Raw genomic sequence first — 15,468 nt, 5'->3', positions numbered from 1 at the left:
GCGAAGGCCGGAGGCTTCTCCGAAATCATCGTGACTGAACAAGCCCTTGGACCAAGCGGCGCATCGCATTATTCTGGGGGCGTGCATTTCCCCTACGGTTGTCAAGACCGTACCAGGTCGCTCACTCGAAAGAGCGCCGTGGTCTTGGCGGCCATGGCTGGGTCGGCGGTCAGCGGATGGTGCCGGCCTTTAGCGATGCGTGTCGTGGCTGGACCGGGTGAAGCGATTGATCCGGCCCAGTTTACAGAACCCCTGGACCCGGCTGAGCCTGACATAGGCAGTCTCGCGCCGAGCTTCTGCGGACAATATCCGCCGGAGCGGAACGCACTTAGCATCGCCGTCTCACATGACGTGAGTCCGTCTCCGTGGACCCGCAACTTGACCACGCCCGACTGCCCTAATTGGGATGTCCGACCAACCAGTCTTTCCAACAGGAGGCTTTTCGCATGTTGACTGATGCACAAAGAGAAAAGTGGCAGAAAGACGGATACGTCAGGCTCGAAAGGTTCTTCGCTCCAGCGGCTCAGAACGATATCTCTACTTTTGTCGAAGATATGTCACGCTGGGATGTCAGCGATGATAAATGGCTCATGTGGTTCGAGAAGACGACGGACAATCGAAAGATCATCTCCAAGATCGAGAATTTTCTCGACTTCCATGATCCATTGCGTCGTTTGCTCTTAGAAGATCAGCGCATAAAGTCAGCGGTCGATGATTTGCTTGGCGAAGATTCGCGCAGGCTCAAGGAGTTGCTGATTTTCCACTACCCCGACAGTGGCGGCTATCTCCCGCATCAGGACATTTATCACATTCCACACAATCTCCCCGACCGGATGGTCCATGCGGTGGTTGCCATAGGCATCGACGACTCCGACCCGGAAAACGGCGGGCTTTTCTTCAGCCCCGGCAACCACAAGAAGGGGGTGTTTCCCATGGATGCCGGTGGGGTGATCGATCCTCAAGTCGCCGAAATGTTCTCCTGGGAACCCGTAGTATGGAAGGCTGGCGACATCTTCATATTCGACGATTACGCACCGCACTACTCACGACCGAACAAAAGCAATCGTTCGCGGCGGACACTCTACTTGGTGTTCCAGCGTGCTTCAACCGGTGGACCGACCCGCGCTGAATATAACGTGCTTAAGCGCGCCCTTAACCCGCCCGAGGGCAAAGTGGCCGATCTCGACAAACTCAAGCCCCCAAATGGCATTTTCTATCGCGATTGAGCTCACGCAGCCAGGCGGAGGCATGCACAGGAAACTGATCGACCGCTCAAAAATGCGCGGAGAGTATGGCGTTCTGATTTGCGCGCTCGCGGAGCATCGACCGCAGCCCGTTACGACGCTTTGGCACGTGGATTGTGGAGGTGGTCGCAGGGCGGTCTTCTATGACGCCTACAGCCCGACTGGCGCCCCCCTCGTCGCCCGCCTGGCGGCCCAGAGCCGCATTATTCTGGCCGGGGCCGCCAACGGGTTGGGCTGCCGCTTCTCTGCGCAACTTGCACAAGAGGCTATTGCGTTGGCATCGGGAGATGCCACTGTTTCAACTGATTAGGTTTGTCATGCGGAAATCTACGCTTTCTCGAACGACGCTGTCGCGGGCGTTCGGTATCAACATGGCCACGCTTGGAACGGGAAGCGCCGGCACGGGGTTTTCGTTCGGTAGGGTGGCACCGGGCGTTACATCCGAGCCCCATCGGCACGACGAACTCGAGGCCTTCGTGATCCTGTCAGGATCGGGCAAGGTCAGGACCGACCTTGGGGAAATCCCGGTCGAGGCGGGCGATGTCGTTCTGTTCCACCCTTTTGAAGCGCATGTGCTGCGCAACGACGGAAACGAAGACCTAGATTTCGTCGATGTCTACTGGCGAGACGGCGAGGCCGCCCTTGATGCCGCTGCAAAGACCACGGCTCCACGCGGGCCGATCTTCGTCTTCTCCACGCCGCCAACGCCAAATGGCGATCTGCATCTGGGGCATCTTTCTGGCCCCTATTTCGGCGCCGACGTCTATACTCGTTTCCTGCGCATGAAAGGAGTCGAAGCATATCACCTCACTGGAAGCGATGATAACCAGAGCTACGTCACGATACGCGCCGATGCCGATCAATCGACGCCTGCAAACGTGGCGCGCTACTACGCCGACGAGATTCGCGCCACGCTTGCACTTCTCGATTGTGACGTCCACAGCTTCCAACCCACAATGGGCGATGACGGTTACGGCGCGTTTCAAGCCGCGTGTTTCCGCAGTCTTCTGAGCAGCACGGCGGTAGATCTGCGCCAGAGCCCTGCGCTTTTCGATGCTGTGACAGGCCACTATCTTTACGAGCCGAATGTTAGCGGCCTCTGCCCCGATTGCGGCGGCTCCGCCGGTGGCAATATCTGCGAGGAATGCGGCGCCCCAAACCTTTGCCACGACTTGGGTGCAGCCCGGTCACGGCAGTCTGCCGAGGCGCCGCTGGTCGGCTCCGTCCGCCGCCCGGAACTTGCCTTGGACCGATGCTACGACAATATCGACCGGCATCTAAGGGCGTCGGGCGTCCCGCTACGGATCTTGGATCTCTTTGCGCGCCTACGCCGACGCGGCAACTTTTCAGTGCCCATTACCCACCCCTCGGACTGGGGCCTGCCGGCCGAAGGGTTCCCGGGGCAAGTGATCTGGGTCTGGCCCGAAATGGCCTTCGGTTTTCTTTACAACATCCAGGCGCTCGGCCGCTTGCTGGGTCGCGACTGGAAGGCGGAGATGCCCGGCAACGACTGGCAGATTGTCCATTTCTTCGGCTTCGACAATTCGTTCTACCACGCGCTACTCTACCCCGCTCTTTACGCCGAGGTCTTCTCCCACTGGACGCCACGCATCCACTATCACGTCAACGAGTTCTACCTGCTCGACGGCAAAAAGTTCTCAACCAGCTGCCGCCATGCGGTCTGGGGCAAGGAGGTTCTGAGCCCAAAGACAGTCGACGTCGTGCGCCTCCATTTGGGCCTGACACGCCCGGAAGGTGAGCGGACGGATTTCACGCTGGACGCGCTGCGCCGCACCGAGAACGAGGTGTTCCAAGGGGTTTGGCTGAACTGGCTTGATGCGTTGAACCAGGAAACCAAGCAGGATTTTGCCGGCCGTGTACCCGATGCAGGCGACTGGAGCCCGGTCGACCGCGCCTTCTTTGCTCGGATAGAGATCTATCGCGCGGCGATGGAGCGCGCCTATTCGGACGAAGGCTTCTCGGTCAGGCGCGCGGCCGCTCAGGTCTGCGATTTCGTGCGCGATTGCGTGATCTACCGTCGGGCGCAAGACTATGCGGCGGCGCGACGTTTCTATCCCGCCCGCAATCGGACTTCGCTAGCCCTTCAGACGACGGCCGCTGCGATCCTAGCACCGACACTCGCTCCGCTGATGCCCCGATTCGCCAGAACTCTGGCGCGAGGCATCGATGGCGTCTCAGACGAAACATGGCCCCGGTCCGTCCAGCGCCTTGCGCCCGGGACGCGCTTTGATCTCGGACCCGTGTTGGTGTTCTACGCCAAATCCGGCAATCCTCATCTCGATGAGGACGAAGCACTATGAGCCCAAAGGTGCACCAGTGAGCTATCCCAATCTCGACCAGATCTGCGCGGCAATCAAAGCCGATGATGCCAAATATCTTTACTCGCTGTCACTGGCGACCGAAGCCGCTATCAGACGGTAGAGACCAGATTGGCGGACCTGAACCAACGCATCGTCGACACCCTGGCCCGCGCCTTCGAGGACCGCTCGGCCGATCGCTTCCCAGCCCTTGCTGTTTCGTGCCGCAAATGCCGTGTGGGCTCGACTGCCGACCAACCTCTTCGGCATCGCGGGATTTCCGTCCTCCAGCCGGTCAAGACTGTCATGCGGTTCGAGGCGCTTGGTCAACCTGGCGCGCCCTGGATCGTGCGCCGATCACCGGAAATGTCGAATGCGAATGCCTGCCTGATGGTATCTTCGATTCTGTCCGAGCCTGTACTGGTGCGGCAGTCGGCCGAAGAACAACTGAGCTACTGACAATCGGAAGGTAGCAGGTTCAAAATTCTGCCCCAGAAACCGGATATTGCGCACAACCAGCGTTCACGATCGCGATGGTGCACAAGCTTCCAACCATACCCGCGCAACGACAGCCCGTCGCCTGAAGATACTCGGCGAGGGCCGCCAAATCCCTCGCAAGCGTATCCTCCGTCACATGCACGCCGTCTTCGCCGACAATGCAGACGCTTGTCTCGTCGAGAGATAAGTCCAGCCAGGGTGTTCCTTCAGGATTGCGGGTTTGGTCGGGTACGAAGCCGCCCCTCAGTTCCCAATCGAGGAGCGATCCTACAATTCACATATTTGGAGATCGCTCGCTAGGTTACCGGCTGTGAACCCTGCAAGCCGAAAATTCAGATGCCGCCCATGCAGAGATATTTCATTTCGAGGTAGTCCTCGAGGCCATGGCGGGATCCCTCCCGCCCGATGCCGGACTGTTTTATCCCACCGAACGGCGCCGCTTCTGAAGACATCCGGCCGGTATTTACCCCGACCATTCCATATTCCAAGGCCTCGGCCACACGCCAGACACGCTTCAGGTTGGAGGCATAAAAGTAGGCCGCGAGGCCATAGATCGTGTCGTTGGCCTCACGCACGACCTGATCCGCATCTTTGAAGCGAATAATCGGTGCCAGCGGCCCGAATGTCTCTTCTTGCGCGACGGTCATCTCGCTGGAGACACCGGTCAGGACTGTCGGTTGGAAAAACGTGCCATTCGTGCCGATGCGTTTGCCCCCGCATCGAATTGCGCCGCCTTTGGCGACGGCATCGGCAATATGGGATTCGATCTTGGCCAAAGCGTGCTTGTCGATGAGCGGTCCGATGTCCACTCCGGGAGCGAAACCGTCACCAACTTGAAGTTGGCGAGCCCGTTGCACGAATTTCTCGACGAACTCGTCGTGAACGCCCGACTGGACGTAAAGGCGGTTCGCCGAAACGCAGGTCTGGCCGGCATTGCGGAACTTCGCCTGGATCGCACCGTCAACCGCGGCATCGATATCGGCATCATCGAAGACGATGAAAGGTGCATTGCCGCCGAGCTCAAGGCTGACTTTTTTGATCTGGTCCGAGCACTGGCGCATGAGAAGGCGCCCGATCTCAGTCGACCCGGTGAAGCTAATCTTGCGGACCTTGGGATTGGTACAAAGTTCGCGGCCGACCGCGTCACCTTCGGACGCATAGATCAGGTTGACGACGCCTTCGGGAAAGCCAGCCTGATGGGCGAGGGCGAACATTGCTCCCGCCACGAGCGGCGTCTGTTCAGCGGGCTTGAGGACGATCGTGCAGCCCGCCGCCAAGGCTGGCGAGATTTTGCGCGCCACCATCGAGGCCGGGAAATTCCATGGCGTTATCGTGCCAACAACTCCGATGGGCTGCTTGATTACCAGCATTCGGCGGTCCATCGATGGTGCGGAGATCGTCTCGCCATAGACGCGATTGGCCTCCTCGGCGTACCATTGCAAATACGCCGCAGCATGCGATATCTCCGACTTGGCTTCTGAAAGCGGCTTGCCCATCTCCGCGGTGAGAATCGCAGCGAGATCGTCGGCGTGGTCGATGATCAACTGATGCCATCGCCATAGAACGTCGCTGCGCTCACGTGCGGTCAACCCTGCCCATCCAGGCTGAGCGACATAGGCCTTGTCGATCGCAGCGCATGTCTCCTCGACACCCATGTCGGGTAGTTCTGCCAGCACTTCGCCAGTCGACGGGTTGAGGACCTCGAATGTCCGCTCGCTAGTCCGCGTGCCAAGTGCCGGCAGGCGATCAATGGGTCCAAACAGGTCAGGGGATCTCAGGTGACGGATCATCGGCAGGCACAGGGGCAATACCGGATTCCTCCTCAACGCAGCAGGTATATATAGCAGGTGCGGTGTGTACTCCGCGACGTCCGGGTTTCTTATAGGGCCTCGGCCAGACAGCTGGTAGACCACGGTACCCAACTGGAAAGGGAGAATACCTGAATACGCTAGAAGATGCCTCGCGGTTCTACTAGTCGAACGATTGAACAACGGACATCGGCTTCGCCAGCCGCGCGGAGTGGATGCTGGTGGCCTGCGCCTACAATCTGCGGACCACGAATCGGCGACTCTATCGACTCGAAGAGAGGCTGGCCTGAGGAGGAGCGCACCCCAATAATGACACCTGCACCGGCAAATGCCTGACAAGGCCCGCGAAAACCGCTCCTCGCGGCTTTAAACAGATCCCGTTTACCGGGCGAGCGCCCGCAAGATGAAAAAGAGGATGGAGAGAGACAGGGTGGCGAAGGCGCGCCAGGTCTTCCCTTCTCCACAAGGGGTGAAGGGAAGACCGGGCGGCGCATGCGCATGGGGATGGAGCTCATGATCAATTTCCCGCCTGTTGCTACGGCAAAAGATAGCCTGTGGTCGAATGGTCGAGCACCAGATAACGCGCGGCGACCGCCTTGACCTCTTCGGTGGTGACCTTGCGGACGCGGTCCGGCCTCTCGAGCACGTCCTTCACATTGCCACCGGTGGTGAGCGTTTTGCCATAAATGTTGGCGATTTGGTCCAGCTCGTCGTGCGCACAAATCACCGAGCGGATATAGCGGTCTTTGGCCTTGTCCAGCTCGTCGCTGGTGACGCCATACTTGGCGATCCGGGCGACTTCGGCAACGGCCGCCGCTTCGAGATCGACGAGCTTTGCATCGCCGCGCGGCGAGCCGGAGATGGTGAAATTGGTGTCGTCTAGCATGGTGCCCTGGAAGAAGGCGCCGGCCGCCGAGGCTATGCCTTGCTTGACGACAAGCTCCTGATAGAGCCGGCTGCGGTTGCCGCCGCCGAGGATCTCGGCCAGCAGGTCGAGCGCCTCGGCCTCGCCGGGCTCTGCCGTATGATAGGACGGCACCACCCATTGAGTGGAAAAGCTCGGCACCGAAACGCGCGCATCGGTCAGCGTCACTGTGCGCCTGGTGTTCTGCTCCGGCTCGACCGGGCGGTTGCGCGGGGGCAGGTCCGGCCCGCGCACAACCTTGCCATAGGTCTTCTCGGCCAGCGCCTTCACCGTCTCAGGCTCTACGTCGCCGGCCACCACCAGCACGGCATTGTTCGGTCGGTAGTATTTGTTGTAGATGGTGAATGCGTCGGTGCCGTTCAGCTTCTCCATCTCCTGCATCCAGCCGATGACCGGAATGCGGTAGGGCTGGTTCTGCCGCAACGTCGCGTTGACCTCCTCGTCCAGCAGAGCCTGCGGGTTCGTCTCTCTGCGCCAACGGCGCTCCTCCAGGATCACGTCGCGCTCGGTCTTGATATCATCGTCGTTGAGGATGAGGTTGAACATGCGATCGGCCTCGAAGCCCATCATCTCACCCAACGCCGAGGGCGCCACCGTCTCGAGGAAGGTGGTGTAGTCATAGGCCGTGAAGGCGTTATTGTAGCCGCCGATGGCTGAGACGGCTCGGTCGAACTCGCCGGCGGCGTGGTTGGTCGTCGCCTTGAACATCAGACGCTCGAGGAAATGGGCAATGCCGGATTTGCCCGGTGGCTCGTCGGCGCTGCCGATCTTGTACCAGACCATATGAGTGACGATCGGCGCGCGGTGATCGGGGATGACGACCACTTCCATGCCGTTGTCGAGCAGGAAATCCGTCACTTTGCAGTCGTCGGTGGCGGCCGGAGCCGGAGCGGTCGTCACCAGGGCCAGCGCGGTGGCAATGAATGCCTTGCGCAGCCAGGGGGACCGAAGTTTGATCGATGGCTCCGGTTGTGCTGGCTGGTCGAAAGGCAAGGTTCGAGGCAAAGTGATTTGTTCCTCATTTTGATGAAGGCGCTGCGTCCTCGTCTCCCCCCGTGGGAGGATCGGCGGGCAGCGCCGAGCCAGATGAGCAATGCTAGGCCTTACTCGAGCCTCGTCTTTGGATGAACCCAGGAGACCTGCGGCGGTATTTCTTGGTGATTTGATCATGGGGGGCGACTTCTCCTTGGTGCGTGACGCGTTTGCGGATGACTAGGCATGAACTGCGCCAGATCAGAAAACCGTTCGAGGCATGCGATAAATCGGGCGCTGCTATGTTGCGTATTCGACATCGTCGGACATTGGACAGGGCCGAACGCGACGCGCGCGCGGCTTGGGACGATATCTCCTTCGTTCGGAAGACGATTGGGCCCGCTGCCGGGGGAGCGGCATAGGATGCGCTTCGAATAGCCGCTGCACTGAGTGAGTGAGAATTTAGCTGTTGGTCGCCCCAGCGGAAGGCTGTCCTCGACAGGCACGCCAGGGTCGAGGCTGAACGGCAGAGGAGACAGGAGCGTGGCGGGTTCGAGCGCGTGGAGCCTTTTCGCGCGCGAAGACGGATCTCATCAAGGATCTGCAACAGTTAGGGAATGTTCGCGAGGCGCTGGAAACGAAGATCGTAGGACATCAGGCGAGAAAGAAGGATGCGTTGAGCGCTTTTGGCGGATGAGCTTGCCCGAAGTCGTTGCGCGTGATGAGTTGCTGCGGAACAGGGATCGTTTGCGTGGGGCCTTGGTCGAACTTGAGGAGAAAACAGATTCCGCCCAAGCGCCGGACACAGTTTCCCAGATGATCCGAAAGTCAAATGTTGACGGATTCACCAGCGAACCGGGCGGTCCTAGCGACGGCGTGTCGCTGGAGGCCAGCACTCGTTCGAGCGTCAGGACTCCAAGAGAACGGGACTTTGTCAGAGCCATCTGCGATCCCAAACTGAGACGTGCAAATATAGCAACGTCACGAAAAAGTTTTGCCGGCCGCCTACAAGCCACCGTCATTGATTTCAAACAGACCCGTTGTCGGAGGCTGATTACAGGTAACGTCCGTCAACATCGCAGGTTCGTCAAATGGGCTTTTGAGATTGTGGCCATCTTGAAATCCGATGACATCAAAATAGTCTTGGGCCGTCATCGCTTTGCTGTGCGGATCGGCCTATGTAGCGCGCGGCATAGGGCCGATCAGACTGATCCGCATAGCGGGTTCGCGTGTTTAAACCGCGATGCCCTTGCGGCAGGTAGGCATCGCAGCTTACCGTCTATTTTCAGCAGTCCGCATCTTCCGCCGGCCTCATGCGGCAAGATGGCCTGGCGCCTGCTGCAAAGGCCTCTCTAATCGGGGCGGCCTCTGAGCTTAAGGCTATCCAGTCAACAATAGCCTGATCCTGCTCATTCTGATGCGCGCCAACCGCCGCGCCGGATTGTGGAACCGCTCGTGGGTAGCTTCTACCACAAACAGAAAGGTCATCAAATCAAGTAGGAAGTCGTCGATCGCTTGGGCGATTGTTTCTGACTTACCCTTGAACTGATCCAGCAAAACGCGCGCCTTATCGATCGCATCCGCGCTGGCCGCATCGATTAGACCCTCGATCGTCTTGAAACAATCCAATGCGAAACTCCTTCAAGCGCTTGCCAAGGGGTTATGCACGAAGGTGGGCCCGTGAACCACCCAGCCGCTGACCTGGTGGCCCGACGAATAAGGCGTCACGCGGCGAGGGCGCTTAGTGCGCGATGTAGTTGGGTCGACGTCAGCGCATTCTACGAGCATCGGCAGGTCGTACGTCCCGTGATCGGTCTCCAAGGACCAGCCGTAGCACGTGGCGGGAGCGCTCGAAGATCGGGTGCTTTGGGCCATGCCAGAGCCTGCTGGCTGTAGGCGGTCGCGATGGAGTGCGCCAGTTGCCGCCGACCAATCAAGCCGGGCCTTGAAATTTTTCGTTCTGCTGCGCCTAAGTTTCGGCTATGAATCGGGCTGGCCCTAATGGCCTGCCCGCGTTGCAATTGTTAAAAAGGAATACGTATATGCCGACTGGAACGGTAAAGTGGTTCAACAGCACCAAGGGGTTTGGATTTATCCAGCCCGACAATGGCGGTCCGGATGTTTTCGTCCACATTTCCGCTGTCGAACGCGCGGGCCTCTCGACCCTCGCTGACGGCCAGAAGATCAACTATGAGATCGAGCAGGACCGCCGCACTGGCAAATCCTCCGCTGGCAGCCTCAGCAAAGCTGGTTGAAATTTTCTCCTGCGTCCTGGCAAGAGTGGGCGCGTAGGTCCGGAGGTCCTCACGGCCGCTCGATAGGAGCGAGCAAAAACTGAGGGCAGCAGATTGCTGCAGGCGTCGCGAATTCCTTATGAAACGCAGTTGTTTGAAAGGAAGGCGGGGTAGGCCCCGCCTTTTTATATGACGCGCAGATTAAGCCGATGGCTGCAACGCTCCAGACCGAATCTCGATTGCCGAAATCAAGCCGCGACCTTCTTGCGGGTTCGCTTCGTCGGCGCCGGCTCCGGTGCTTCCGGCGCTTTCGGTTTGCGGCCGAGCCCCATCGTCTTGGCCAATGAAGAGCGCGCCGCGGCGTAGTTCGGCGCGACCATGGGATAATCCGCCGGTAGGCCCCATTTGGCCCGATATCCATCCGGCGTCAGCCCATAGTGGGTCGACAGATGGCGCTTTAGCGATTTGAATTTCTTCCCGTCTTCAAGGGAGATGATGTAGTCCGGTGTCACCGACTTCCTGATCGGGACTGCAGGCGTAAGGGCAACCGGCTCTTTTGCAGAGACACCTTCCGCCGTCCCTTTCAGAGCCGCGTGCACTTGGCCGATGAGGGCAGGGAGATCCCCCACCGGGATCGGATTGTTGGAGACATAGGCTGAGACGACATCGGCCGTGAGCTCGATGAGGGTGTCGATGTTTTTTTCGGCTTCTTCTGTCATGAAACTCTCCAGGCGGCGTGAAACACAGTCGGCGAAGCGTCGCTTCATAGTGGCGGTCGCCGCTGAAAGCAACAAAGGTCTCGACAGGATTATTGCGATGTTCGTCCAGCGAGATCTACGGCGCGGTATCCCGCCGTCGTGACCGTTGATCGGTCCGTTGTTGGCGAGCTGCCGCGGTGCTTGCGCATTTTCAGGCGCGTCTCGGCCGTAAGCTTTGCGCCGAAATGACCAGTAATCTCGAAACGAAGCGGGCTATTTCTGTTTCGCCATCCTCTCTTTGGCTGTGAAATCGGTGGCAGAGCAGTGGCCGCTTCCTGATGGCGCGTGGAGGAACTATCAAGCGTTGATTCGCAATGGTCGAAACGATGTAGATTCATCCGGTGAGCCGCTCTCGCAGCAGGATATTAGGGTGGCCCGCTGGTAAACCGAGGACATCACGCCGCTGCTTTGCTATTGAACCGCTATCGCTGTGACAACACATTCCGCAATGGTGGGCGGGTGTAGAGGAGGCGCCTGTTCACGCAAACTAGCGGTTCAGCAGGTCGGGAGGAACGAATGAGCTCAGGGACTTTCAGCAGCCCACTTTCCGTAAGGCGGGCAGCGCACATCGTGCAAGAGATTGCCAGTCCTGCGGATGCTATCGATTTTCTCAACGAATGGCCAGAAGATGGCAGAGACCGGATCTACGAAGCCGCTCTCACGGCGTGCTTTGATGCATACAACGGACGAATACCTGCGAGCGCAGCGCGCAAGACTTTTTTCCGCTTTGGGGAACAGGTCGCCATATTGGAAGATGCAACCTCCGCGATGCAATGGCTCGCTGCCTGCATGTCGGGCAGTGGAAAAGCGCAAGTATAGGCGTCGCAGTCGTATCTGAAGCCGGAGCGGGAACGCCGACGAGGTTATTGTATCGAGATTTCGCCGGCATCTGGAGCGTACTATAGCGAACAAACAATATTTTGCGCGCTATGGCGACGTTAATCATCTTGTTGTAAACCAGCTTCTCGCGACAGGACTGCAACGCTTCTGGTGTGAAAATCACTGCGTGGGACTTGGTTCTCTCGAATTCATGACGGTAAATTGCCCTGTAATTATAGCAAAGCAGTTGGCCCATTGAAGCTGATAAACGAAGCCAAAATTGTGCTCCGTCGTCTGCCAATATTCGCTCGATGGAGGCTATAGGCCTCACAAGCCAATCAAAACAGCTACTCGGGCGCCCTTTGAAATTCGTGTAATTTTGCTCACCCGAAACGGCCCTCTACAGTCGAAATAAGATCGTCCCGCAAAGGTGCTACAAGACACTATCGCGGATCGATTTGGGGCCACGTCGATCTGGCGAAGGCAGGCGGAAGTCGAGCAGGACCTGCTGCGGAACAGATAACCGGCCCCAAACCGAATCGGACAGGTGGCCCCGATTTCTTCATAGTTGAAGGCGCAGAGAGAACCGAAGCACGGCTCCGGGCTCCGGCGCCGCCGCTTGCCGAGCAGCAATCCTCCGCCTCCCTGAAATCCAATCGAGAAGAGCGTTCAATTCCGGGACGGTCCAAGCTCTGCCGCGAAAACAGGTGTCAGACCACCCGGTCCTCTCCCGCAACTGATCTAGCGCAGGGCGTTCATGAGCCGCATATCCCAGAGTGGCTGCGTGCACGACGCAGCGAGATCATTTATGAAAATCCTATTCAGTACGATGGCTGTCCCCTTGCTGACAGCCATCGCTTTTGCTGCGGATTCGATCCCCGCAGACCTCAGAGAAACGGCACTGGCCACTTTCAAGGCTTTGCCACCCACCACGCCGGTAGTCGCTAACAACCCGATCACACCGGAGAAGATCGCCCTCGGCAAGGCACTGTTCTTCGATCCACGCGTCTCGGCGTCAGGCGTCTTGTCGTGCAACTCGTGCCACAACTTGGCCACCGGTGGCGACGACAATCATGAAACCTCGATCGGCCATGGTTGGCAGAAGGGACAGCGCAACGCGCCGACTGTACTGAACGCTGTCTTCAACATCGCCCAGTTCTGGGATGGTCGTGCCGCAGACCTGAAGGCTCAGGCGAAGGGACCGGTCCAAGCCGGCATCGAAATGGCCAATACACCGGGCCAAGTCATCGCCACGCTCAAGTCCATGCCGCAATATGTCGAGTGGTTCGATGCAGCTTTTCCGGCTGAAGCCGATCGGGTCACCTTCGACAACTTCGCCAAGGCAATCGAAGCCTTCGAGGCGACACTGGTCACGCCGGCCCCCTTCGACGGCTTCCTGAATGGTGATGAGCTTGCCATGACTTCCGAACAGAAACAGGGCCTGGCGCTTTTCATGGACAAAGGCTGCTCGTCCTGCCATGCCGGCATCAACGTTGGTGGGGAAGCCTATTACCCATTCGGCCTCGTGGAACAGCCCAGCGCCGAGGTCCTGCCGGAAAAAGACATGGGCCGATTTGCGGTCACCAATGCAGCCGACGATTCCTATGTTTTCCGCGTGGCGCCGCTGCGCAACGTTGCACTCACCGCGCCATACTTTCATTCGGGCAAGGTTTGGGATCTGAAACAGGCCGTTGCCATCATGGGAACCACCCAGCTTGGCGTGGTACTGGCGGACGAAGAAGTCGACCTGCTTGTTGCCTTCCTCAACTCGCTAACCGGAAAGGCACCCGAGGTCGCCTATCCCATCTTACCCGCCGAAACGGCGACAACACCCCGGCCTATAACGCAGATCTTAGGAAAATAAACGGCCAGCTGACTGCGGAACATCGCAATTGACAATGATTGCGACTTTTACTGGACGAGACGAGTCGCGACGTCCATGAGAACGCAAATGGCTCGTTTCCAAAGTGCAGACACTGCTTCCGTCACCAGCTCGTTGCGGTGGAATCATGTTTGGGATCTGGCGTGCGACATGCCAAGGAAGGCGTCTGACGCATGAGGCTCGCGCGCTGTCGATACCGCGCGGCGGCCGGCCATCGCGCTGGCGGCCGAATTGCCGCGCGCCGAAGTGATCGGCCCCCTTAGGGCGAAGGGGCAGCCACTCCGTCCTCCATGTCCAGCGATTCTTCGACTGCTTCCGGATTCCGGGCGATGGTCCAAAGGAGAGTATTCGCCGCTGCATCCGGTTTCGAGCGACCTTGCTCCCAATTTCGAAGCGTTGCCAGATCGAGGCCATACCTCACGGAGAATGCCTCCTGAGAGAGCTTCGTGCGACCCCGGACTTCGCGAACACTTATCGGCCGCGGCGCATGAACCTTCGCGATCACGCCTGCGGACGACAGTTCATTCTTCAGTGCCAATAGGTCGTCGACGCAAGGAACCGTCACGAACGCCTTGCCGTGATCGACCATCTCCGTGAGTATCGCGTGGGCCGTCCTGAGCGGCAGCTGTCTCTTAACGAGAATCCGGGCGGCCTCAGGAGTATTCGCGCCGTGAAGAAAACTGAGACTCAGTCGGACGGGAGAGCCTGACGACACCGGGACGACGTCCCGGGTTCGCACCCGTTGTCCGTACCGCTCCATGAATTTCGATTTAGTCGACATTAAGCTTCTCCGCGATCACTCGACCGAGCTTGCGCAATTTGGACCATCCCCACTGGAAGCATCGCGATAAAAGTACGCCAAACAACGCTAAGGGAGAACAAGCAGTGATCTGATTTCGTTCGACGCTCGTTTTCGAGAGCCGTTCTGGGTCGTTCGCAATCAACTGTGTAGGCCAGCGGAGCGAGCAAGGAGCGCCAGATCCGGACAGGGCTGAGTGGTGTGTTTCTCCGAAAGGTGGGCCATGCCCTAAGGGACACGAGATGTAGTGGACTCGTCGATCCGCGCGGTTTCGATTCGCGCACCCGGGCACAACGCTTGGATAAGTCCCATCAAATGCTCTCCGGTGCCCGTCATCTGTATAGCTGACATTGGGCCGAGGGCTTCCAGCACGAGCCACATGGCGCGGGTATCGACCGTGACCCATGGTGCGCCGCCCCTGCCGCCAGTTCCAGCGGCGGCACGTGACACCGGCATCATCGCACCAGATGACTTCGCCCGGTTCGGGATGCTCGGTTACCATTTCACCTTGCTCGATCGTGTCGAATGGCTCCGCTCCCTTCGCAATTAAAAGTCTCGGGACCCCTGGTAGAGATCGAGATCTTCCCCGCCAATCGGCATCAACCAGTGGGGAAATCCGCGGGAGAGAGCCATCTTTCCGCACCCGCTTGAGAAGCGCGGCGGCCGAGCACGGCGTTCGATTGGCCTTTGTGCCGAAAGCCTCGTAGGCAACGGCCCACGCCGCAAGACGCGCGTCCCTTTGGGCGTCATCGCGAAGCGCCGCCTGTTCCGCCGCCGCAATCGTGTCGTTCAACGCCTGTGCATCCGGCACGTCGATTCCAGCGTTCCGCACCACAATGCTGATCAGATGAAAATCCCGGTAGCGGGCCTAGATCTCGGGGCAATCAATGGCGTGAAAGACATGGGATGCTCTTTTCTCATGGGGAGGTTTGCGCTGCGCGGGTGGTTCGGGAAATGTTTCAAGAAAGGTGCTTGTCGAGCGTCCAGATCTTCTGGCGTCGCCATGGTGCATGCCGCACCATGCACTGGATAATTCCATCATTCGGCGGTGGACAAGGCCTGATAGAGATCGTCGATTATGTCTTGCGGGTGCTCGAGCCCACCTCGGCCGGCAACAAGCTACGCCTCCTCCAGATCCTCCATTTCATAGGAGGCAGCGGGCGCGATATGGATGTGAAGCAGCTTTCCTTGCCGGGTCATGCATCGCTTTC

11 protein-coding genes and 1 pseudogene are annotated in these 15,468 nt (G+C 58.9%); 6 read left to right on the top strand and 6 right to left on the bottom strand.

Features of this window, described 5'->3' with window-relative positions; translation table 11 throughout:
- Positions 1–446 precede the first annotated feature (446 nt).
- The 3 genes from NKJ12_RS28440 to NKJ12_RS28430 all read left to right on the top strand — a co-directional run bounded on the left by NKJ12_RS28440 (position 447) and on the right by NKJ12_RS28430 (position 4,021).
- The gene (locus tag NKJ12_RS28440) at positions 447–1,226 is read left to right on the top strand and encodes a phytanoyl-CoA dioxygenase family protein (protein WP_352706659.1); all 780 of its coding nucleotides are present in this window, start codon (positions 447–449) and stop codon (positions 1,224–1,226) included.
- A 161-nt stretch (positions 1,227–1,387) separates the two neighbouring features.
- Positions 1,388–3,565: a class I tRNA ligase family protein gene (locus NKJ12_RS28435; protein WP_352706657.1), complete on the top strand. Its 2,178-nt coding sequence runs from the start codon at positions 1,388–1,390 to the stop codon at positions 3,563–3,565.
- Between the two features lie 129 nt (positions 3,566–3,694).
- On the top strand, positions 3,695–4,021 hold the full coding sequence (locus tag NKJ12_RS28430; RefSeq protein ID WP_352706655.1) for a hypothetical protein: 327 nt from the start codon (positions 3,695–3,697) through the stop codon (positions 4,019–4,021).
- 371 nt (positions 4,022–4,392) lie between these two features.
- On the opposite strand, the gene NKJ12_RS28425 is transcribed toward NKJ12_RS28430, so the two are convergent.
- The 3 genes from NKJ12_RS28425 to NKJ12_RS28415 all read right to left on the bottom strand — a co-directional run bounded on the left by NKJ12_RS28425 (position 4,393) and on the right by NKJ12_RS28415 (position 9,394).
- On the bottom strand, positions 4,393–5,850 hold the full coding sequence (locus NKJ12_RS28425) for an NAD-dependent succinate-semialdehyde dehydrogenase (RefSeq protein WP_502905745.1): 1,458 nt from the start codon (positions 5,848–5,850) through the stop codon (positions 4,393–4,395).
- Between the two features lie 553 nt (positions 5,851–6,403).
- Complete coding sequence (locus NKJ12_RS28420) at positions 6,404–7,750, bottom strand: M16 family metallopeptidase (protein ID WP_352706698.1); 1,347 nt, start codon at positions 7,748–7,750, stop codon at positions 6,404–6,406.
- 1,395 nt (positions 7,751–9,145) lie between these two features.
- Positions 9,146–9,394, bottom strand: a complete 249-nt coding sequence (locus NKJ12_RS28415) for a hypothetical protein (protein ID WP_352496304.1) — start codon at positions 9,392–9,394, stop codon at positions 9,146–9,148.
- 413 nt (positions 9,395–9,807) lie between these two features.
- Here NKJ12_RS28415 and NKJ12_RS28410 point away from each other — a divergent pair, with 413 nt between their 5' ends.
- Complete coding sequence (locus NKJ12_RS28410; protein WP_023679670.1) at positions 9,808–10,020, top strand: cold-shock protein; 213 nt, start codon at positions 9,808–9,810, stop codon at positions 10,018–10,020.
- A 227-nt stretch (positions 10,021–10,247) separates the two neighbouring features.
- Here the strand turns inward: NKJ12_RS28410 and NKJ12_RS28405 are convergent, their stop codons facing one another.
- On the bottom strand, positions 10,248–10,718 hold the full coding sequence (locus NKJ12_RS28405; RefSeq protein WP_023679671.1) for a Ros/MucR family transcriptional regulator: 471 nt from the start codon (positions 10,716–10,718) through the stop codon (positions 10,248–10,250).
- 555 nt (positions 10,719–11,273) lie between these two features.
- Between NKJ12_RS28405 and NKJ12_RS28400 the strand changes: the two genes are divergently transcribed.
- Positions 11,274–11,576, top strand: coding sequence for a DUF982 domain-containing protein (locus tag NKJ12_RS28400; protein WP_352706652.1), 303 nt, complete (start codon positions 11,274–11,276; stop codon positions 11,574–11,576).
- Positions 11,577–12,384: 808 nt separating this feature from the next.
- Positions 12,385–13,440 (top strand): cytochrome-c peroxidase, encoded by a 1,056-nt coding sequence (locus NKJ12_RS28395; RefSeq protein WP_352706651.1) that lies wholly within the window; start codon positions 12,385–12,387, stop codon positions 13,438–13,440.
- Between the two features lie 277 nt (positions 13,441–13,717).
- On the opposite strand, the gene NKJ12_RS28390 is transcribed toward NKJ12_RS28395, so the two are convergent.
- Together NKJ12_RS28390 and NKJ12_RS28380 are read right to left on the bottom strand one after the other, a co-directional pair.
- Positions 13,718–14,239, bottom strand: a complete 522-nt coding sequence (locus tag NKJ12_RS28390; RefSeq protein WP_352706649.1) for a helix-turn-helix domain-containing protein — start codon at positions 14,237–14,239, stop codon at positions 13,718–13,720.
- Positions 14,240–15,379: 1,140 nt separating this feature from the next.
- Positions 15,380–15,457 (bottom strand): annotated as a pseudogene (locus NKJ12_RS28380) (MOSC domain-containing protein); the annotation flags it as partial.
- Positions 15,458–15,468 lie beyond the last annotated feature (11 nt).

Source organism: Mesorhizobium sp. M0195, from assembly GCF_040322115.1.
Lineage (GTDB): Bacteria > Pseudomonadota > Alphaproteobacteria > Rhizobiales > Rhizobiaceae > Mesorhizobium.
The sequence above is the reverse complement of the archived record's forward strand: the minus strand, read 5'-3'. Positions and strand labels throughout refer to the sequence as shown.

Coding starts and splice junctions, on each gene's coding strand:
- NKJ12_RS28390 (WP_352706649.1), bottom strand. CDS start 14,239: ATGTCGACTAAATCGAAATTCATGGAGCGGTACGGACAACGGGTGCGA.
- NKJ12_RS28400 (WP_352706652.1), top strand. CDS start 11,274: ATGAGCTCAGGGACTTTCAGCAGCCCACTTTCCGTAAGGCGGGCAGCG.
- NKJ12_RS28395 (WP_352706651.1), top strand. CDS start 12,385: ATGAAAATCCTATTCAGTACGATGGCTGTCCCCTTGCTGACAGCCATC.
- NKJ12_RS28435 (WP_352706657.1), top strand. CDS start 1,388: ATGACGCCTACAGCCCGACTGGCGCCCCCCTCGTCGCCCGCCTGGCGG.
- NKJ12_RS28410 (WP_023679670.1), top strand. CDS start 9,808: ATGCCGACTGGAACGGTAAAGTGGTTCAACAGCACCAAGGGGTTTGGA.
- NKJ12_RS28405 (WP_023679671.1), bottom strand. CDS start 10,718: ATGACAGAAGAAGCCGAAAAAAACATCGACACCCTCATCGAGCTCACG.
- NKJ12_RS28440 (WP_352706659.1), top strand. CDS start 447: ATGTTGACTGATGCACAAAGAGAAAAGTGGCAGAAAGACGGATACGTC.
- NKJ12_RS28425 (WP_502905745.1), bottom strand. CDS start 5,850: ATGATCCGTCACCTGAGATCCCCTGACCTGTTTGGACCCATTGATCGC.